18 protein-coding genes and 3 tRNA genes are annotated in these 20,038 nt (G+C 39.7%); 10 read left to right on the forward strand and 11 right to left on the reverse strand.

Features of this window, described 5'->3' with window-relative positions; all coding sequences use genetic code 11:
* Positions 1–24 precede the first annotated feature (24 nt).
* Complete coding sequence (gene argG, locus E4T92_RS00520; RefSeq protein ID WP_135093008.1) at positions 25–1,359, forward strand: argininosuccinate synthase; 1,335 nt, start codon at positions 25–27, stop codon at positions 1,357–1,359.
* Between the two features lie 73 nt (positions 1,360–1,432).
* On the opposite strand, the gene E4T92_RS00525 is transcribed toward argG, so the two are convergent.
* A complete protein-coding gene (locus E4T92_RS00525; protein WP_135093009.1) occupies positions 1,433–2,137 on the reverse strand; it encodes a YggS family pyridoxal phosphate-dependent enzyme in 705 nt (234 codons plus the stop codon).
* A gap of 315 nt (positions 2,138–2,452) precedes the next feature.
* Here E4T92_RS00525 and thrA point away from each other — a divergent pair, with 315 nt between their 5' ends.
* The 9 genes from thrA (at position 2,453) to E4T92_RS00570 (ending at position 10,617) form a co-directional block, all read left to right on the forward strand.
* Positions 2,453–4,900, forward strand: a complete 2,448-nt coding sequence (thrA, locus tag E4T92_RS00530) for a bifunctional aspartate kinase/homoserine dehydrogenase I (RefSeq protein ID WP_077540326.1) — start codon at positions 2,453–2,455, stop codon at positions 4,898–4,900.
* Positions 4,901–4,912: 12 nt separating this feature from the next.
* Positions 4,913–5,857, forward strand: coding sequence for a homoserine kinase (gene thrB / locus E4T92_RS00535; protein ID WP_135093010.1), 945 nt, complete (start codon positions 4,913–4,915; stop codon positions 5,855–5,857).
* 67 nt (positions 5,858–5,924) lie between these two features.
* Positions 5,925–7,199 (forward strand): threonine synthase, encoded by a 1,275-nt coding sequence (gene thrC / locus E4T92_RS00540; RefSeq protein ID WP_135093011.1) that lies wholly within the window; start codon positions 5,925–5,927, stop codon positions 7,197–7,199.
* Between the two features lie 44 nt (positions 7,200–7,243).
* Complete coding sequence (locus tag E4T92_RS00545; RefSeq protein WP_135093012.1) at positions 7,244–7,954, forward strand: 4'-phosphopantetheinyl transferase superfamily protein; 711 nt, start codon at positions 7,244–7,246, stop codon at positions 7,952–7,954.
* 119 nt (positions 7,955–8,073) lie between these two features.
* Positions 8,074–9,297 (forward strand): FtsH protease activity modulator HflK, encoded by a 1,224-nt coding sequence (hflK, locus tag E4T92_RS00550; protein WP_077540318.1) that lies wholly within the window; start codon positions 8,074–8,076, stop codon positions 9,295–9,297.
* Positions 9,297–10,184 carry a protease modulator HflC gene (gene hflC, locus E4T92_RS00555; protein ID WP_135093014.1) on the forward strand — a complete coding sequence of 296 codons (888 nt, stop codon included), beginning with the start codon at positions 9,297–9,299 and terminating at the stop codon, positions 10,182–10,184. Before hflK ends, hflC begins: the two co-directional genes overlap by 1 nt.
* Before the next feature lie 141 nt (positions 10,185–10,325).
* Positions 10,326–10,401: transfer RNA gene (locus E4T92_RS00560), tRNA-Gly, on the forward strand.
* Positions 10,402–10,405: 4 nt separating this feature from the next.
* A tRNA-Leu gene (locus tag E4T92_RS00565) sits at positions 10,406–10,492 on the forward strand.
* Positions 10,493–10,541: 49 nt separating this feature from the next.
* Positions 10,542–10,617: transfer RNA gene (locus tag E4T92_RS00570), tRNA-Lys, on the forward strand.
* A 191-nt stretch (positions 10,618–10,808) separates the two neighbouring features.
* On the opposite strand, the gene rlmC is transcribed toward E4T92_RS00570, so the two are convergent.
* The 10 genes from rlmC to rnpA all read right to left on the reverse strand — a co-directional run bounded on the left by rlmC (position 10,809) and on the right by rnpA (position 20,032).
* A complete protein-coding gene (gene rlmC / locus E4T92_RS00575; RefSeq protein WP_135093243.1) occupies positions 10,809–11,960 on the reverse strand; it encodes a 23S rRNA (uracil(747)-C(5))-methyltransferase RlmC in 1,152 nt (383 codons plus the stop codon).
* Positions 11,957–13,003 (reverse strand): beta-N-acetylhexosaminidase, encoded by a 1,047-nt coding sequence (gene nagZ / locus E4T92_RS00580; RefSeq protein WP_135093015.1) that lies wholly within the window; start codon positions 13,001–13,003, stop codon positions 11,957–11,959. Before nagZ ends, rlmC begins: the two co-directional genes overlap by 4 nt.
* Before the next feature lie 3 nt (positions 13,004–13,006).
* Positions 13,007–13,357 carry a DUF1425 domain-containing protein gene (locus tag E4T92_RS00585; protein WP_077542838.1) on the reverse strand — a complete coding sequence of 117 codons (351 nt, stop codon included), beginning with the start codon at positions 13,355–13,357 and terminating at the stop codon, positions 13,007–13,009.
* A complete protein-coding gene (gene hinT, locus E4T92_RS00590; protein ID WP_135093016.1) occupies positions 13,354–13,707 on the reverse strand; it encodes a purine nucleoside phosphoramidase in 354 nt (117 codons plus the stop codon). Before hinT ends, E4T92_RS00585 begins: the two co-directional genes overlap by 4 nt.
* A gap of 122 nt (positions 13,708–13,829) precedes the next feature.
* Positions 13,830–15,692: a SurA N-terminal domain-containing protein gene (locus E4T92_RS00595; protein WP_135093017.1), complete on the reverse strand. Its 1,863-nt coding sequence runs from the start codon at positions 15,690–15,692 to the stop codon at positions 13,830–13,832.
* Positions 15,693–15,755: 63 nt separating this feature from the next.
* Entirely contained in the window at positions 15,756–16,322 is a 567-nt protein-coding gene (locus tag E4T92_RS00600; RefSeq protein WP_135093018.1) for a manganese efflux pump MntP family protein, read from the reverse strand.
* A 12-nt stretch (positions 16,323–16,334) separates the two neighbouring features.
* Positions 16,335–17,693 carry a tRNA uridine-5-carboxymethylaminomethyl(34) synthesis GTPase MnmE gene (gene mnmE, locus E4T92_RS00605; protein WP_135093019.1) on the reverse strand — a complete coding sequence of 453 codons (1,359 nt, stop codon included), beginning with the start codon at positions 17,691–17,693 and terminating at the stop codon, positions 16,335–16,337.
* A gap of 136 nt (positions 17,694–17,829) precedes the next feature.
* Complete coding sequence (yidC, locus tag E4T92_RS00610; RefSeq protein WP_135093020.1) at positions 17,830–19,449, reverse strand: membrane protein insertase YidC; 1,620 nt, start codon at positions 19,447–19,449, stop codon at positions 17,830–17,832.
* Positions 19,449–19,709 (reverse strand): membrane protein insertion efficiency factor YidD, encoded by a 261-nt coding sequence (gene yidD / locus E4T92_RS00615; RefSeq protein ID WP_077542832.1) that lies wholly within the window; start codon positions 19,707–19,709, stop codon positions 19,449–19,451. Before yidD ends, yidC begins: the two co-directional genes overlap by 1 nt.
* Entirely contained in the window at positions 19,673–20,032 is a 360-nt protein-coding gene (gene rnpA, locus E4T92_RS00620) for a ribonuclease P protein component (protein WP_077542831.1), read from the reverse strand. Before rnpA ends, yidD begins: the two co-directional genes overlap by 37 nt.
* Between the last annotated feature and the right edge of the window lie 6 nt (positions 20,033–20,038).

Here is a 20,038-nt window from a genome sequence, read left to right on the forward strand (position 1 = left end):
ATAACGTTAAGTTAAGGAAAAAATATGTCAAATACGATTTTACAAAATCTACCAACAGGGCAAAAAGTAGGTATCGCTTTCTCTGGCGGTTTGGATACTAGCGCTGCATTACTTTGGATGCGTCAAAAAGGCGCTGTGCCTTACGCTTACACGGCTAATTTAGGTCAGCCTGATGAAGATGATTACAATGCAATCCCTAAAAAAGCGATGGCTTATGGCGCAGAAAATGCCCGTCTAATTGATTGTCGTGCGCAGCTTGTTCACGAAGGAATTGCAGCAATTCAATGTGGTGCATTTCATATTTCAACAGGCGGAATTCCTTATTTCAATACCACCCCTCTTGGTCGTGCCGTGACCGGTACTATGCTTGTTGCAGCCATGAAAGAAGATGATGTTAATATTTGGGGTGATGGTTCGACTTTTAAAGGTAACGACATTGAGCGTTTCTACCGTTACGGATTATTAACCAACCCTCAATTAAAAATTTATAAACCTTGGTTGGACGATCAGTTTATTCATGAACTTGGCGGTCGTTTTGAAATGTCACAATTCTTAATTGAAAATGGCTTTGACTACAAAATGTCCGTTGAGAAAGCCTATTCAACCGATTCTAATATGCTGGGTGCCACTCACGAAGCGAAAGACTTAGAAGAATTAAGCACCGGTATGAAGATCGTTAAACCGATTATGGGGGTTGCTTTTTGGGACGAAAGCGTTGAAATCAAACCGGAAACCGTTACGGTCACGTTTGAAGAAGGCGTACCGGTCGCATTAAACGGTAAACGTTTTGATGATGCCGTCGAAATGATGCAAGAAGCCAATCGTATCGGTGGTCGCCATGGTCTAGGGATGTCCGATCAAATTGAAAACCGTATCATTGAAGCAAAATCCCGCGGTATTTATGAAGCACCGGGAATGGCATTATTGCACATTGCCTACGAACGTTTAATCACAGGTATCCATAATGAAGATACCATTGAACAATATCGTATCAATGGTTTACGTTTAGGGCGTTTATTATACCAAGGTCGTTGGTTTGATCCGCAAGCATTAATGTTGCGTGAAACAGCACAACGTTGGGTTGCGAAGGCGATTACAGGTACGGTGACGATAGAATTACGTCGTGGAAACGATTTCACAATCTTGAATACAGAATCGCCGAATTTAACTTATGAGGCAGAGCGTTTGAGTATGGAAAAAGTGGAAGATGCCCCATTCGATCCAATCGATCGTATTGGTCAATTAACCATGCGCAATCTTGATGTTGCCGATACCCGTGGTAAATTGGGGATCTATGCAGAAACCGGCTTACTTGTGTCCAATAAAAATTCTGTTTTGCCACAGTTAGGCAAGAAATAATCTTCAATGGATCTGAATAACCGCACAAAAGTGTGGTTATTTTTTTGAGTAATTTTATCAACTACTTAGGTTTCTACTTCTCTGAATAATCCCTTTCACCAAAAATTGCTGTGCCGATACGCACCATTGTTGATCCATATTTAATTGCACTTGCCATATCATTGCTCATTCCCATTGAAAGTGTGTCAATTTCTTGTGTAGGCAATGCTTGCTTGAGTTGTTCAAATAAATCGACCATTTTTTTGAAGGTATTTTCTTGTTCAGTCATATCGACTGTTGGTGCAGGAATCGCCATTAAACCACGTAAACGTAAGTGCGGTAGATTTTCAATGTGTTTTGCAAGATCCAACATCGCTTCGGGCTGAATACCGGATTTACTTTCTTCATCGCTGATATTAATTTGAATCAACACGTTTAGTGGTGCTTTATTTACAGGGCGTTGTTCATTTAATCGTTCCGCAATTTTCACCCGATCAAGGGTTTGCATCCAATCAAAATATTCAGCAACTAATCGACTCTTATTTGATTGCAATGGGCCAATAAAATGCCACTCTAGCTTAACTCCCTGCGCATCAAAATATTGAATTTTTTCCACACCTTCTTGTACATAATTTTCCCCGAAAGCGATTTGACCAGCCTGATAAGCCTCGAGAATATCTGAAACAGGTTTAGTTTTGGAAACAGCCAGTAATGTTACCGCACTTGAAGACCTATGAACTTGCTCACATAGACGATGAATCGCTTGCTGAATGCCTTTTAAATTATGTTGAATATCCATCAAATTCTCCTTATTCAAAGTGCGGTTAGTTTACACGAAATTTAGTCAGACGAGAAAATTTCTAGAGAATCATCATTTTCTGTTTGACAAGTTACATAAATTTCAGTATTTCTTAACGCACTCGTTTTGAAAAATAAAAACACCATGAAAAATAACCGCACTTTTAACACCATTACCATTATTATGATGACTATTACGATGCTTAATGGTGCGGGTTGTTAGTACATAGAAAATAGGATACCGAAAACCCGCGATTCAACCGAATGCGGGTTTTTTTATAAATTTTAAAAATACAACATCTTTAGGAGAACGAATATGCGCGTACTCAAATTTGGTGGCACTTCGCTTGCAAATCCCGAACGTTTTTCTCAGGCAGCAAAACTGATTGAACAGGCTCACTTAGAAGAGCAAGCCGCAGGCGTCTTGTCCGCACCGGCAAAAATTACCAATCACCTTGTTGCCCTCTCAGAAAAAGCTGCACTAAACCAACCCACCGATACTCATTTCAACGAAGCTCTTGATATTTTCTACAACATTATTAATGGGTTACATGCAGAAAATAATCAGTTTGACTTAAATGGTACAAAAGCACTCATTGATGCGGAGTTTTCTCAAATTAAAGGGCTATTGGAAGAAATACGTCAAGCAGGTAAAGTTGAAGATTCGGTGAAAGCAACGATTGATTGTCGTGGTGAAAAGCTTTCCATCGCAATGATGAAAGCTTGGTTTGAAGCCCGTGGTTATCACGTCCATATTGTCGATCCGGTAAAACAATTATTAGCAACAGGAGGATATTTAGAATCCTCCGTTGAAATTGCCGAATCCACCAAACGAGTCAGTGCTGAAAATATTGCAAAAGATAAAGTGGTATTAATGGCAGGTTTCACTGCCGGCAATGAAAAAGGGGAACTCGTACTATTAGGTCGCAACGGTTCGGATTATTCTGCGGCTTGTCTGGCCGCTTGTTTAAATGCCCGTGTATGTGAAATTTGGACAGATGTGGACGGGGTTTACACTTGTGATCCCCGTTTAGTACCGGATGCGAGATTATTACCTACCCTTTCTTATCGTGAAGCAATGGAACTTTCCTATTTCGGAGCAAAAGTGATTCATCCTCGCACTATCGGTCCATTATTACCACAAAATATTCCTTGTGTGATTAAAAATACCGGTAATCCCTCCGCACCGGGATCGATTATTGATGGCAATGTAAAATCCGAAGGTTTACAAGTAAAAGGCATTACCAATTTAGATAATGTGGCAATGTTCAATATTTCAGGCCCTGGTATGCAAGGTATGGTAGGAATGGCAGCCCGTGTATTTTCAGCAATGTCGAGCGCAGGTATTTCAGTGATTTTAATTACTCAGTCCTCATCCGAATACAGTATCAGTTTCTGTGTTCCGGTGAAATCTTCAGAAACCGCTAAAGTTGTGCTTGAAACTGAATTTTCGAACGAACTTAATGCAAATCAATTAGAGCCGATTGAGGTGATTAAAGATTTATCCATTATCTCGGTAGTAGGCGATGGAATGAAACAAGCGAAAGGTATTGCCGCCCGTTTCTTCTCCGCATTAGCACAGGCGAATATCAGCATTGTAGCAATCGCACAGGGTTCTAGCGAACGTTCTATTTCTGCTGTTGTACCACAAAATAAAGCAATTGAAGCGGTGAAAGCCACACATCAAGCCCTTTTTAACAATAAAAAGGTCGTAGATATGTTTCTTGTGGGCGTCGGTGGTGTCGGTGGTGAATTGATTGAGCAGGTAAAGCGCCAAAAGGAGTATTTGGCGAAGAAAGAGGTGGAAATTCGCGTCTGTGCCATTGCAAACTCCAACAAAATGCTCCTCAATGAAAATGGCTTAGATTTAGAAAATTGGAAAACCGATCTTGAAAATGCAACCCAGCCTTCTGATTTTGATGTCTTACTTTCGTTCATTAAATTACATCATGTGGTTAACCCGGTATTCGTTGATTGTACCTCGGCAGAATCTGTCGCAGGTCTTTATGCTCGAGCATTAAAAGAAGGTTTTCATGTCGTCACACCAAATAAAAAAGCCAACACACGCGATCTGTCCTATTATCATGAGTTACGCCAAAATGCGCAGGCAAGTCAGCATAAGTTTTTATATGAGACCAATGTCGGTGCAGGCTTACCCGTGATTGAAAACTTGCAAAATCTCCTTGCGGCCGGTGATGAGTTAGAACGTTTTGAAGGAATTTTATCCGGCTCGCTATCCTTTATTTTTGGTAAATTGGAAGAAGGCTTTTCTCTATCAGAAGTGACCGCACTTGCTCGTGAAAAAGGATTTACCGAACCGGATCCCCGAGATGACCTATCAGGTCAAGATGTGGCACGTAAACTCTTAATTCTCGCACGTGAAGCAGGCCTAGAATTAGAGCTTTCTAATGTCGAAGTGGAGGGGGTATTACCACAAGGTTTCTCTGAAGGTAAATCAGCCGATGAGTTTATGGCGATGTTGCCACAGCTTGATGATGACTTCAAAGCACGGGTAGAAGCAGCCAAGGCCGAAGGAAAAGTATTACGTTATGTCGGACAAATTATCGAGGGGAAATGCAAAGTTTCGATTGTTGCCGTTGATCAAAATAACCCACTTTACAAAGTAAAAGACGGAGAAAACGCCCTCGCTTTCTACACTCGCTATTATCAGCCTATTCCATTATTATTACGTGGTTATGGTGCAGGTAATGCAGTCACGGCTGCCGGCATCTTCGCTGATATTTTAAGAACATTACAACATTAATGAGGACTTCCGATGTTACGAATTTATGCACCGGCATCAAGTGCAAACATCAGCGTGGGCTTCGATACATTGGGGGCGGCAATCTCCCCCATTGACGGTTCATTATTAGGCGATGTGATTCAAATTGAATCAATCACAAGTGGTTTTGAACTAGAAAGTGCGGGCTATTTTGTCCGTAAATTACCAAAAGAGCCACAAAAAAATATCGTCTATCAAGCCTATGTATTATTCAGTGAACAATTAAAATTACGAGGTGGTCATATTAAACCACTTCGATTAACCCTTGAAAAAAATATGCCCATTGGTTCCGGCTTAGGTTCAAGTGCTTGCTCAATTGTGGCTGCATTAGTGGCACTAAATCAATTCCATAATGAACCATTCTCAAAAATGGAATTACTTGAAATGATGGGGGAATTAGAGGGGCGAATTTCAGGGTCTATTCACTATGATAATGTCGCACCTTGTTATCTTGGTGGGGTACAATTTATGGTACAGTCCCTTGGTAATATTTGTCAAAAACTACCATTCTTTGATAATTGGTATTGGGTTTTAGCTTATCCGGGCATTGAAGTTTCTACTGCTGAGGCTCGGGCGATTTTACCTAAAAGCTACACAAGACAGGATGTGATCACCCACGGTCGTCACTTGGGTGGTTTTGTTCATGCTTGTCACACCCGCCAAGAAAATTTAGCCGCAATGATGATGAAAGATGTCATTGCGGAGCCGTATCGTGAGTCATTATTACCGAATTTTTCAGAAGTGAAACAGGCAACCCGTGATTTAGGCGCACTTGCTACCGGCATTTCAGGCTCAGGTCCAACGATTTTTTCCATTGCCTCAGATTTACAAACGGCCACTAAACTTGCGACTTATCTTGAAAATCATTACTTGCAAAATAACGAAGGTTTTGTGCATATTTGCAAGGTGGATAATGAGGGCGCACGAGTACTTGGCTAATGCGCATCTCGTTAAACAAGCAATACCATTAAAATTAAGAGATTAAAATATTAACATAGGATCAAGAATGAACCTTTATAACATCAAACATCCAGAACAACAGGTGAATTTCGCCCAAGCTGTCCGCCAAGGGCTAGGAAAAGAGCAAGGCTTATTTTTTCCACAAATCATTCCTCAACTTTCTCATATTAACGAACTACTCAACCTCCCACTTGTAGAGCGTAGTCAAAAAATTCTCTCTGCGCTCATTGGCGATGAAATCCCCTCTGAAACACTCAATGTGATGGTGAAAAATGCCTTTACTTTCCAAGCGCCTTTAGAAAAAGTTGAAGAAGATATTTATGCCCTTGAACTTTTCCACGGACCAACATTGGCATTTAAAGACTTTGGCGGTCGTTTTATGGCACAAGCACTCGCTGCTGTGCGTGGAGATGGCAAAATTACGATTCTAACAGCAACATCCGGTGATACCGGTGCAGCGGTGGCGCACGCATTTTATGGTTTGGAAAATATCAATGTCGTGATTCTATATCCAAAAGGTAAAATCAGCCCGTTACAAGAAAAATTGTTCTGCACACTAGGGGGAAATATCCGCACCGTTGCCATTAATGGTGATTTTGATGCCTGTCAAGCGCTGGTAAAACAAGCCTTTGACGATGCAACGTTGCGTGAAGCGATCGGCTTAAACTCTGCCAACTCCATTAATATTAGCCGTTTATTAGCCCAAATTTGCTATTATTTTGAGGCTGTCGCCCAATTACCAAAAGAAAAACGAGATAATGTGGTTATTTCTGTACCAAGTGGGAATTTTGGTAATTTAACCGCGGGATTAATTGCAAAAACCTTAGGTTTACCAATTAAGCGTTTTATCGCCTCAACCAACGCGAATGATACCGTACCACGGTATTTACAATCTGGTGAATGGGCACCGAAAGCCACCGTTGTCACACTTTCTAATGCGATGGATGTCAGTCGTCCAAATAACTGGCCACGCGTAGAAGAATTATTTAAACGTAATAGCTGGAATTTAGCGGAATTAGGTGCGGGTATGCTCACTGATACACAAACAGAAAAAACCCTCAAAGCGATGCACAAGATAGGATATGTTTGCGAACCCCATGGTGCTATCGCTTACCAAGTGCTAAAAGATCAGCTTAATGCGGGCGAGACCGGTATTTTCCTTTGTACTGCACACCCGGCAAAATTTAAAGAATCTGTTGAGAGGATTCTCAACCTTGAATTAGCCTTGCCTGAAACATTAGATAAACACAATAAGCTCCCACTGCTTTCTGATGAAATGGACAATGATTTTGCACAATTACGTGCATATTTGTTGAAATAACAAAAAGTGCGGTTAATTTTGACCGCACTTTTTCACACTTTCTTATGACAACGATTATCGCTTACGCCAATATTCAGCAACCTTTCCCATTCCACGAAATACCAAATGAACTGGTTCCTGAAAAATTAATTATCACACCTAACCATCAATATCACCGTGTTCAACAACGCCATCAGTGTCGGAGATTAGCCCACTTCCTATTATGGAAATTATTAAGAATAACAGGGAAAAATACCTCACTTTTAGGAAACATTGAACGCACCAAAAGTGGGCGTCCTTATTTCCCCAATGAAACTATTGATTTTAATATTAGCCATTCAGCTGATTGGGTGGCCGTGGTATTAGATATTAATCGAAGAGAACAAAGTACGGTCGGCATTGACATTGAATGTCCCAGACCACGTGATTTTCTTGCCCTAATGAAACATTTTGCATCTCAAGATGAATTGGCGTGGTTTGAGCAACAATCTTGTTCCAAGCTGACATTTTATCGTTGTTGGTGCCTACGTGAAGCGATATTGAAATCACAAGGCGTTGGAATTGCAAAATTATCGGAAGTCCATCATTTTCCCCATGCGCAAAAAATCTTTTCTGAGCATTGCCCTCAAGGTAGGATCTTTTTTACAGGTGAACTCCCCTTTTATTTAGCGGCATTTGTCAATCAACGTCAAAATCAACCGCACTTTTTCCATTGGGAAGGGAATACTTTGGTTCCTCAAAAACATCTCCCACTTATGCATTATGACGTTAACTAAAGCTAGAAATCCTGGAGAATATTCAAGGATTTTTATTGTGGAAATCTCTTGTATTTTAATAGACGTATCCCCATTATTCCGATAAACTCGTAACAATTTTTTGACAAATGGAGAACGACATGTCGCAGAATGGTTCAAGCCAAGATCCTTGGGGCAAGCCGGGGCAACGCAATGAGCAAAAGCCCGAAAACTCATCAAATAACGGATGGGATTCAAATCAAAATCGCGGTAATCAAGAACAATCACCGCCAGATATTGAAGAGATTTTTAATAATCTATTAAAAAAATTAGGTGGGGGCAACGGCAAAAAGCGCGGTCAAAATCATGGCGGTTCTAATTCGCCTCCATCTCTCCCATTAAATTTTGGTAAAACCTTACCTGTTGTAGCCGTATTAGGCGCTATTATTTGGGGCGCAAGTGGTTTCTATACCATCAAAGAAGCTGAACGTGGTGTGGTATTACGTTTTGGAGAACTACATTCCATTGTTCAACCGGGCTTAAATTGGAAACCTACTTTTGTAGATAAAGTGCTACCGGTCAATGTAGAACAGGTAAAAGAGCTAAAAACCCAAGGTTCAATGCTTACCCAAGATGAAAACATGGTGAAAGTCGAAATGACTGTACAGTATCGTGTGCAAGATCCAGCAAAATATCGTTTTAACGTAACCAACGCTGACGATAGTTTAAATCAAGCAACGGATAGTGCTTTACGTTACGTCGTCGGGCATATGACAATGGATGATATTCTCACAACCGGTCGTGCCGTGGTACGTGAAAATACTTGGAAAGCTTTGAATGATATTATCAAACCTTACGATATGGGGCTTGAAGTAATTGATGTAAACTTCCAATCCGCACGTCCTCCGGAAGAAGTCAAAGATGCCTTTGATGATGCTATTAAAGCACAAGAAGATGAACAACGCTTTATTCGTGAGGCAGAAGCCTATGCGCGTGAGAAGGAACCGATTGCACGTGGTGATGCGCAGCGAATCGTAGAGGAAGCAACTGCTTATAAAGATCGAATTGTATTAGATGCACAGGGGGAAGTAGAACGTTTCCAACGTTTATTACCGGAATTTAAAGCCGCACCGGATCTATTGCGTGAACGTTTATACATTCAAACAATGGAAAAAGTGATGGCAAATACGCCGAAAGTGATGTTAGATGGCAATAACAGTAACAATTTAACCGTGCTGCCACTTGAACAGATTATGGCTAAAAAAGTAGTACAGAAAGGGCAAAATGTGGTTAATCCTACACCGAATTTAATCTCATCTGAAAATCAATCAAATAGTGCTCAACCAAGCAAATCCGAACCTGTTCGCCAAGGGAGATTTAACTAATGCGTAAACTTTTATTACCCGTTATTTTCGTCATCGTGGCGGTAATTTACTCAAGTATTGTTGTCGTTACTGAAGGCACTAGAGGGATTATGTTGCGTTTTAACAAAGTTCAGCGTGATGCCGATAATAAGGTGGTGGTATATGAGCCTGGGTTACATTTTAAAATCCCCCTTATTGATAGTATTAAACTACTTGATGCACGCATTCGCACTTTAGATGGTTCAGCAACACGTTTTGTCACCGTTGAGAAAAAAGACTTATTGGTAGATTCCTATGTAAAATGGAAAATTAGCGATTTTGGTCGTTTCTATACTTCAACCGGTGGTGGTGATTACAACCAAGCTGCAAGTTTATTAAGCCGCAAAGTCAATGACCGTTTACGTTCCGAAATTGGTACGAGAACAATTAAAGACATTGTTTCCGGTACTCGTGGTGAGCTCATGGAAGGTGCCAAAAAAGCCTTAAATTCAGGTCAAGACAGCACTGCAGAGCTAGGTATTGAAGTCATTGATGTACGTGTAAAACAAATTAACCTACCGGATGAAGTTTCATCTTCAATTTATCAACGTATGCGTGCAGAGCGTGATGCTGTGGCTCGTGAACATCGTTCACAAGGTAAGGAAAAGGCTGCGTTTATTCAAGCCGATGTTGATCGTAAAGTCACCTTAATCCTCGCAAATGCAAATAAAACTGCGCAAGAATTGCGGGGTTCAGGTGATGCTAGCGCAGCAAAACTTTATTCCGATGCATTCTCACAAAATCCACAATTCTTCAGTTTTGTCCGCAGTCTAAAAGCTTATGAAGCAAGTTTTTCCAATTCGGAAAATATGATGCTTTTAAAACCTGATAGTGATTTCTTCCGCTTTATGCAAGCACCAAATAAATAGCCAAAATTATATAAAAGTGCGGTTAATACCAACCGCACTTTTTTTGAGTTATTTTTAAGCAATCAATTTATTTTTTACTATTTTTATTTGACAGCATGTCATAAATCAGTAAAATACACCTCGCTGTTTAGCAATAGCGATGCGGGAATAGCTCAGTTGGTAGAGCACGACCTTGCCAAGGTCGGGGTCGCGAGTTCGAGCCTCGTTTCCCGCTCCAATTTGCCCGAGTGGTGGAATCGGTAGACACAAGGGATTTAAAATCCCTCGCCTTTCGAGGCGTGCCAGTTCAAGTCTGGCTTCGGGCACCATTTTACAAAATCTCAATTTTGTAAAAAACTCCTTTAAAATCCTATATTTGGGTCGTTAGCTCAGTCGGTAGAGCAGCGGACTTTTAATCCGTTGGTCGAAGGTTCGAATCCTTCACGACCCACCATCTAGCCTTAGAATTACGATAAAGAGTAAATATCTTATTAATAAAGATTGTAAGGTTGGGTTAAATATTCAAGCTCATTATTCACTAATTAATATTCCTAAATATAGCACACACTATTCAACCCACTAATTCTTTGCTTAATAAGCATCAATACAGTAATACCTATTTAATCAGTAAAGACAACTATTCATCTAGCAACATTCTAATAGCACGAGTACTTCGTAGTGTGCCGTATTAGGAAACATATCAAACAGTTGAATTCTCGTTGGGTTATAATGCGTAAGATATTGTAAATCTTTGCTCATTGAAACGGCATTACAGCTAGAATATAAAATAAAATGCGGTTTCATATTATTGAGAAATTCACTTAATTGTTGACCAATACCACGACGGGGTGGGTTAACAATAACTAAATCAGGTTTAGTTTCATGTTGATTCAAAGTAAAATTTGCTGCATCTAAAGATTGAAATTTTATTCTCTTCATACCCAATGCTTGGGCAGACATTTTTGCTGCAAAAATAGCGGAGGAAGAAATCTCGATCCCTGTAAGTTCAATAGGCGATGATGTTGCTTCTTGTAAAGCTTTTACACAATGTAAACCAAATCCCCCAACACCACAAAATAAATCCCATACTTTTGATATAGGTAATCCCTTAATCCATTGTTGTGCTGTAGCATAAAGTCCCGAGGCAACATGAGGATTAGTTTGAAAAAAGCCTTGGGGACGAATAAAAAGTGGCACATTGTTAAAATTTTCCAGTAGATACTGCTCCTCGGTTAAAAAGATTTCTTTTTCACCTTCTAAAATGGCAGCATGCTGAGGCTGTAAATTAACACTCACGACTTCAAGTTGTGGCAATTTAGTTAAAAGTGCTTTTAGTTCACGCTGAATTAGTGGTAATTTATTTTCGGAGCGCAACACAAACCGTAACATTAATTTTCCTGTTGCCGTGCTTTCGGTGAGTAAGATATATTTTAGCTCTCCCTTTCGCTTTTCTACGTTATACGGCACCAACCCTGCTCGTCCGATAAAATCCTTAATAATAGGAAAAACTGCACTAAAACTTATAGGATATAAAGGGCAATCGCATAAATCGACTGAACTTTGAGAATTACCCAAAATAGGCTTTTCTACCGCGCCACTGACCACCATTTTGGCTTTATTACGAAATACGGTTTGTGAGGATTGAAAAGGCCGCTCCCAAACTAAATTATCACAGTTTAAAGAGGCGAGTTGATCCTTAAGATGGGCTATCTTTTCAGAAATTTGTCGCGCATAAGGCATTTCAAGCCATTGACATGAGCGACAGTTTCCCTTTTGATAATGATGGCAGTGAATCATATTTTTTGGGCTAACCATTCTTGTTGAAGTGCGGTCAGTTTTTCATGATTTTCTAACCAGCGCGAAGTTTTCGTCAATTCTTCCCAGGTGAGGGACTTTGTCTTAAAGAGGGTATTTAAACGAGTTTTCCGTTGAGCAAGGTAAGGTTGATTTTCTGTCAGTTTCAAATTATCAAGAACTTGAATCACTCCTTTCCGTTCATTACAAAGCAATAATAAATCACAACCAGCATTCAATGCTTTTTCACTCCGTTCAACAAAATCCCCCATAAATCCTGCTCCTTTCATCCCAAGATCATCTGAAAAAATCGCACCTTTGAAGTTTAATTGCCCACGTAAAATATCTTTTAACCAATATTCTGAGCCGCTCGCTGGTTGGTTATCACATTGTGAGTAAATAACATGTGCTGGCATAATCGCGTCCAGTTTTTTCTGTCGGATTAATTGTTGAAAAGGTTGAATATCTTGACTAAAAATCTCCGTTTGAGAGCGTTCATCATAAGGTGTCTCTAAATGAGAATCAGCCAACACATGACCGTGTCCGGGAAAATGTTTCCCCGTTGCTGCCATGCCTACTTCATGCATACCATCAATAAAAACACTCGCTAAACTGACCGCACTTTGAACATCACTTGTAAAACTACGATCACCAATAGCTCGGCATTCATGACCTAAATCTAAAACGGGGGCAAAGCTTAAATCAATATCAAGTGCAATCATTTCTGCTGCCATTTGCCAACCGGTTTCACGTGCCCAAGTTTGCTGTTGAAGTGAATTCTTGGATAATTGTGCAAAAGCCTGCATTGCCGGTAATTGCGTAAAACCTTCTCGAAAGCGTTGTACCCGTCCACCTTCTTGATCAACAGTAATTAATAATGGTTTTTTTACACGTTTACGAACCGATGCTATAAGATATTGAATTTGTTCACGATTATAAAAATTGCGTGTAAACAAAATTATCCCAGCTACCAAAGGATGAGACAATAACTCCACTTCCTCTTGGGTCAGTTCATAGCCTTCAAGATCAATTAATAATGTAGACATAATTTATTGTAAATAAAGACGATAATTTGTACTTTCCGGTGTTGGTTTAGCAAGCTCAATAGACTTTTGTTCTTGTGCTTGTAGATATAGATTACCCATCATACTTTCACGCTGCTGTTCCCAAACTTGTGTCACCCCCTGTTCGTTATACCAGAAAAGGTGATAATTCACATTTATAGGTTGAATACTTTTATTTTTTACCCAAGCTGAATTGAAGTCTGTTTTAACTTCGACTAAGGGCGAAAGGTCGGCAGTGATATTCAAAATCGGACGGTTTGTATGAACTAAATTCGGTACAGGGCTTGAGCAGGCTGCGAGCATACAAAGCATCAGTGCTATCAGTAATCTTTTCATGATTTGTCCAACATTTTTCCAAGGGGTTCACCACCAACAAGGTGCATATGAATATGGAACACCTCTTGCCCACCATGTTTATTACAATTTACGATGAGTCGATACCCCTCTTCCGCTATTCCTTCCTGTTTAGCCAATTTTGCTGCCACGGTAAATAAACGCCCAAGAGAAACTTCATCTTGCTCAGTAACATCATTTACAGTTGGAATTAATTTATTGGGAACGATTAAAATATGAGTTTTTGCTTGTGGAGAGATATCACGAAATGCTGTCACAAGCTCATCTTGATAAACAACATTCGCCGGAATTTCTTTACGAATAATTTTACTAAAAATCGTTTCTTCTACCATAGGATTTCCTTTCATCAATGAAAAAATGCGGTTAAAAACTACCGCACTTTTTATCAAAAATTAAATTGAATTGCAATTTACCTTTGCCATCAAAAAGCCTATGAGAGCATAGGCTTTAATCATTAATTTTCGTCTTCTTGTTTAATAAAAGATTCATTTATTTCAATTTGAGCCTTATCACGTAAGGCCTGTAAAAGTTGCGCACGTAGCTCCACCTGACGAGCTTGGTTTAGTTGAGTACCAAATTGCGCTAATTCTTCCTTATTTAATGAACCTTGTTCTACCTTCTCAAGTGCCACCACAATCACATCGCCTTTACTATTACGTGCCACTTTATAAGAGACCTTTCCCTGTTCAGGCTTTTCCATCGAAAAAATGCTATTGATTAAAATCGGATCTTGAGTTTCAGCAAAACTGAAAGTTTGTGCCGGCGAGAAAGTCATTCCCTCCGGCAATTTATTCGGATTTGCAGGAAGAGCATCTACCCATTGTGTTGCTGTTGCTATTAAAGCGTTTTCTGCTTTCTCACGTTTTAAGAACGTTTCGATATCTGTTTTTGCTTCCTCGAACACTTTTACGCCTTCCGCCTTATGATCTAATACACGAACTAAAACGAAATGCTGTTCACCCACGTTCAATGGTTCTGAATTAACGCCCCCATTGGAAATATCCGACTCAAACATCGCAGAAACCACATTAGGGAAATTTAACTCAGCCGGTATATTTTGACGAGAAAAATAACCGCTTTCTTGAATTTTCACCCCTGCTACTTTCGCTGCGCCTTCTAAAGATTTACTGTCCTCAAAGGCTTTTTCACGCATATTTTTTTCAATCGAATAAAAATGATTTTCTAATAAGGAGCGGCGCACGAGATCGGCAACGTGTGTTTTTACCTCATCCAATGTTTTCTCTTTCCGCTCTTCTACTAAGATAAGGTGAAAATTGCCATCAACATTCACCGGTTCACTATATTTCCCTACAGGAAGTACGAGTGCGGCTTCTTCAAAAGCTTTCGGCAATTCATTTGTATTAATCCAACCAAGATCCCCCCCGTTTTCGCCTGAAATTTTATCCAATGAATGCGCTTTGGCTAGCTCTGCAAAATTTGCTCCATTTTGTAATGCTTGATAGGCTGACTGTGCGTCTTTTTCATTAGCGAATTGTATATGTGCTAAACGCTGAGACATAAATTGCGCTTTATTGTCTTGATAATATTGTGCAATCTCAACATCACTTACCTTAATACCTTTTGATACATCAGCACCGGAAACCTCAATATATTGCACTTTGACTTGCTCAGGTTGAACAAAGTTTTTTTGATTTGCCTCATAGTAGACTTTAATCTCCTCTTCAGATACATTTTGTTTTTCCATTGCCTCTGAAAGAGATAAGGTCGCTAAACGTGCTACACGTTTTTGGAAGAAAACCTGTGCATTATCTTTAACTTGGACAGGCACCACAAATTCACTGTCCGCAATGCCTTTTTGCATTTGTTCTAGCGTGAGGGCAGCACGTAGAATACTTGCATAAGCATCCGAACTTAAACGATTTTGCACAAGGATTTGTTGGTATAAAGCATTATCAAATTTACCATTAGATTGAAAATTAGGATCAGAAACAATAGCACGCTTAATCATCTCATCACTGACACTTAATTTCAGTTCTTTTGCATACTGACGAAGCAACTCTTGATCCACTAAACCTTCAATTAAGCCTTGGCGCAAAGCATTAACAAACACAGGTGAATCAGATTGGGTTAAAAAAGATTCGCCCTCTTGTGCCGCACGTGCTTCAAATTCTTGATTATAACGATCCATAAAATACTGCTGAGAAATAGTCTCACCATTAACTTTAGCTGCATAGGTATCGTTTGTGCTAAACAAATAACCGGACATTCCCCCGACTAAAAACGAAACAGTAATTAGCCCGAGAATAAACTTAGCAATCTTGGTGTTTGCCACACCATGCATTTTTTCAATCAACATACTTACCCTTTTAGAAAGACAAAAATTTTGCAGATTATAATCGAAAGTGAAAAAAATCGCACCTTAAAATGCGAATACACCGTGTTCAAATAGGACTTTAACGCCCATAATCATCAGTATTAAGCCACCAAAAATTTCCGCTTTACTTTTAAATTTTTTCCCTAAAAAATGACCGCTCTTCACTCCAATAAAATAAATCATAAAAGTTGTAAAACCAATCACCCATACCGCTTCGATAATATTCACATGCAAAAAAGCAAATGAGATACCAACAGCCAAAGCATCAACACTTGTTGCCAAACCCAAAGTAAGTAGCCGTTTAACATTGATTATCTCCGAAATCTGTTCTTCTTCCTCTTCGGTGAAACCTTCACGAATCATATTTGTACCAATTAACAATAGGAGAATGAAAGCAACCCAATGATCCCAATTTTGAATCATTGCGCTAAATTGTGAACCTAATACATAACCAATAAACGGCATCATGGCTTGAAAACAACCAAAACACAAAGCAATTATTAATCCCTGTTTCCAACGAAAAGATCGCATTGCTAATCCTTTGGAAATGGCAACAGCAAAGGCATCCATCGAAAGCCCTAATGCAATAATCCATAATGTATAAAATGCCATTACTCTCAGCCTTTACTTACCAATACAGAATGAGCTGAAAATATTTCCAAGCAGATCATCGGAGGTAAATTGTCCCGTGATTTCACTTAGATTCGTTTGAACTAAACGCAATTCTTCCGCCAATAATTCTCCCGCATGAAATTCCGTCAATTGTGTTAGACCAATTTGTAAATGCTCTGCGGCTTTTTCTAACGCATCTAAATGACGACGACGTGCCAGAAACCCACCTTCCATACCGGTTTGAAAGCCCATTGTCTTTTTTAGATGATCACGTAGTAATTGCACGCCTTTGTGGGTTTGAGCAGATAGTCGAATCACTTGATAGCCGTTTTCTTCCGTCAATCCATCCGACTCGCCGCTTACATCAATTTTATTACGTACTATCGTAACGGGAATTGTAGCGGGTAATTTTTCCAAAAATTCTGACCGCACTTTGTCGAGATCTAGACTATCAAGCTCAGTACTATCAAGCATTAAAATAATACGATCAGCCTGTTCAATTTCCGTCCATGCTCGTGAGATGCCAATTCGCTCGACTTCATCTGTTGCATCACGAAGTCCTGCCGTATCAATAATATGCAGTGGCATACCATCAATATGAATATGTTCACGCAACACATCACGTGTTGTTCCGGCAATCTCAGTCACAATCGCGGCTTCACGTCCGGCAAGGGCATTTAACAGACTGGATTTACCCGCATTCGGACGACCTGCAATCACCACTTTCATCCCCTCACGCAAAATCGCACCTTGTTTTGCTTCACGGCGTACATCATCTAATTGGGTAATAATTCCACGTAAATTCGCTTCAATTTTACCATCGGCTAAGAAATCAATTTCTTCATCAGGGAAATCAATTGCCGCTTCCACATAGGTGCGTAGGTAGATAACTGAATCAACCAATTCATTCACTTTGCGGGAGAATTCACCTTGTAAGGATTTTAACGCTGAGCGCGCGGCTTGTTCAGATGTTGCATCAATTAGATCTGCAATAGCTTCAGCTTGGGCTAAATCTAATTTATCATTCAAAAAGGCTTGTTCAGAAAACTCTCCCGGACGTGCTAAGCGAATCCCCTCAATTTGCAAAATACGTTTCAGCAATAAATCAAGGACGACTTGCCCACCATGCCCCTGTAATTCCAATACATCCTCACCCGTAAAAGAATGGGGAGATTTAAAATATAAAGCAATGCCTTGATCCAACACTGTTCCATCTGCATCTTTAAAGGGCAAGTAATCCGCTATTCTTGGTTTTGGACACTTACCTAATACCGTTTGTGCAACACGGGTTGCTAACGGGCCTGAAATTCTTAAAATCCCAATACCACCACGCCCCGGTGCGGTAGCTTGAGCAACAATTGTCTCTTTCATAAAAACTCTTCTAAGAATGACCGCACTTTTATTGCGGCTTAAAATAAAATAGGGTGATTACACACCATCGAAAATATATTCAAATACTCAATGATAAAAAAGGCACCTTTCGATGCCTTTTCTATATAGTTAAAGATTATTTCTTACGAGAATGTAGTCCTTTTTTCTCTAACCCACGATAAATTAGCTGTTGCTGTACAATGGTAATTAAGTTAGACACCAACCAGTACAGAACTAAACCTGACGGGAACCAAAGGAAGAAGAACATAAAGATTAATGGCATAAAATTCATCACTTTTTGCTGCATTGGATCAGCCACCGGTGTCGGCGACATTTTTTGCAACAAATACATCGAAATCCCCATCAAAATCGGCAGAATGTAATATGGATCTTGTGCAGATAAATCTTGAATCCAACCAAAGAATGGCGCATGACGAAGTTCAACGGCTTCCATAAATGTCCAATATAACGCAATGAAAATCGGCATTTGCAGAAGGATGGGTAAACAACCGCCTAATGGATTCACTTTTTCCTCTTTATAGAGTTTCATCATTTCTTGGCTCATACGCTGACGATCATCACCAAAACGTTCACGCATTTCTTGCATTTTTGGTTGTAGCATACGCATTTTCGCCATAGAGGTATATTGTGCTTTAGTGAGAGGGTATAAAATCGCTTTAACAACGATAGTTACACAAATAATCGCTAAACCCCAGTTAGACACAATACTTTGAATGAAAGTAAGCAACCAGAATAACGGTTTTGCAATAAACCATGCCCAACCGTAATCAACGGTTAAATCTAAGTGATTTGCAACTTTTGCCATATCATTTTGAAGCTTAGGGCCTGTCCATAATGAGCTGGAAATTGTTTCTTGCGCACCGGCAGGAATTGTTACAATCGGACCACGATAACCGATAGAAGCCACATTATTTTTGGTATCGGTGAGAGTATAAAGTTGATTATCCGCATCTTGATTCGGAATCCATGCAGAAACAAAGTAATGTTGTAATACTGCGACCCAACCGGCTTTGGTATTGATGGAAAGATTAGCATCTTTCATATCTGAGAAGCTGTATTTTTTATAGTTGGTTTCTGATGAAGAGTAAGCCCCACCGGTGTAAGTTGGCATCGCTACATTGCCGCTACTTTCCACTAATGTATGTTTTAATTGACCATAAGGCTCTATCTCAATAGCTTCAGTACTTTGGTTATTAATTTTATAATCTACACTAAGATCATAGCTACCACGTTTTAAAACAAAGACTTTTTGATAGGTTACCCCATCTTTTTCAAAAATTAATGGAACAGAAAGAGAATCTTGCCCTTCTGCTAATTTGAAATGATCACCTTCAATTTGATATTGTGCACGTCTGGATTTGGTATCAATCCCATTTTTACCAATCAAGCCACTTTGTGCGATATAAATATGTTCCGGAGAATCTTTTAGTAGCACAAATGGTGTTTTAGAATCTAACTCAGCATCATATTTCAAGAGCTCGGAACTTACTACATCACCACCCAAAGTATCTACTTTCAAGCGTAAAACATCATTTTCTAGGGTAATTAAACGCCCTTTAAGTACAGAATCAGACGCAAGTTGTGTCGATGAAGAGGAACTTTCAGGTACATCAGAAATAATTGAAGTTGTTTGTGCAGGTACAGGCGGTGGATTTTTATCCATTTGCCATTGCTGATAAACAAGGAAAGAAATAAAAATTAGTGCTAACACTAACAGGCTACGTCTTGAGTCCATTATTTTTTCTCATCGTTATTATTGGTTTTTGGTGGAACCGGATCGAATCCACCCGCATTCAAAGGGTGACATTTTAATACACGTTTTAATGTAAGCCAACCACCTTTTAACAATCCATGGTTTTTTAAGGCCTCAATGCCATAACACGAACAAGTAGGAACAAATCGACAACGGGGGCCAATCAAAGGACTGATAATAACTTGATAAATTCGGATTAAAGCAATTAAGATTTTTGAGCCAAGCGAATATGTCGTAGCCATAATTTTTCCAGCGTTTGACGAAATGTGACATTATCAAGCTTCGCTATCCCGCCTTTTGCCACAAAAACAAAGTCACAAGCAGGTAGCTGGTGTTGATACAAGCGAAAACTTTCACGCACTAAACGCTTAATTCGATTGCGATCATGCGCACGTTTTAAATGTTTTTTAGCGACAGTTAAACCCAATCTGGGATGTTCAAGGTTATTTTTTCTGGCGAGAATACTTAGTTCAGGCGTGCTAGCTCGAAACGGTTGTTCAAAGACATTTTTAAATTGAAGGGGAGTTAGCAGACGTAACTCCCTGGAAAAGTTTAGTTTAACCACTAAGAA

The organism is Pasteurella sp. WM03 (assembly GCF_004570945.1).
Classification (GTDB): Bacteria; Pseudomonadota; Gammaproteobacteria; order Enterobacterales; family Pasteurellaceae; genus Rodentibacter.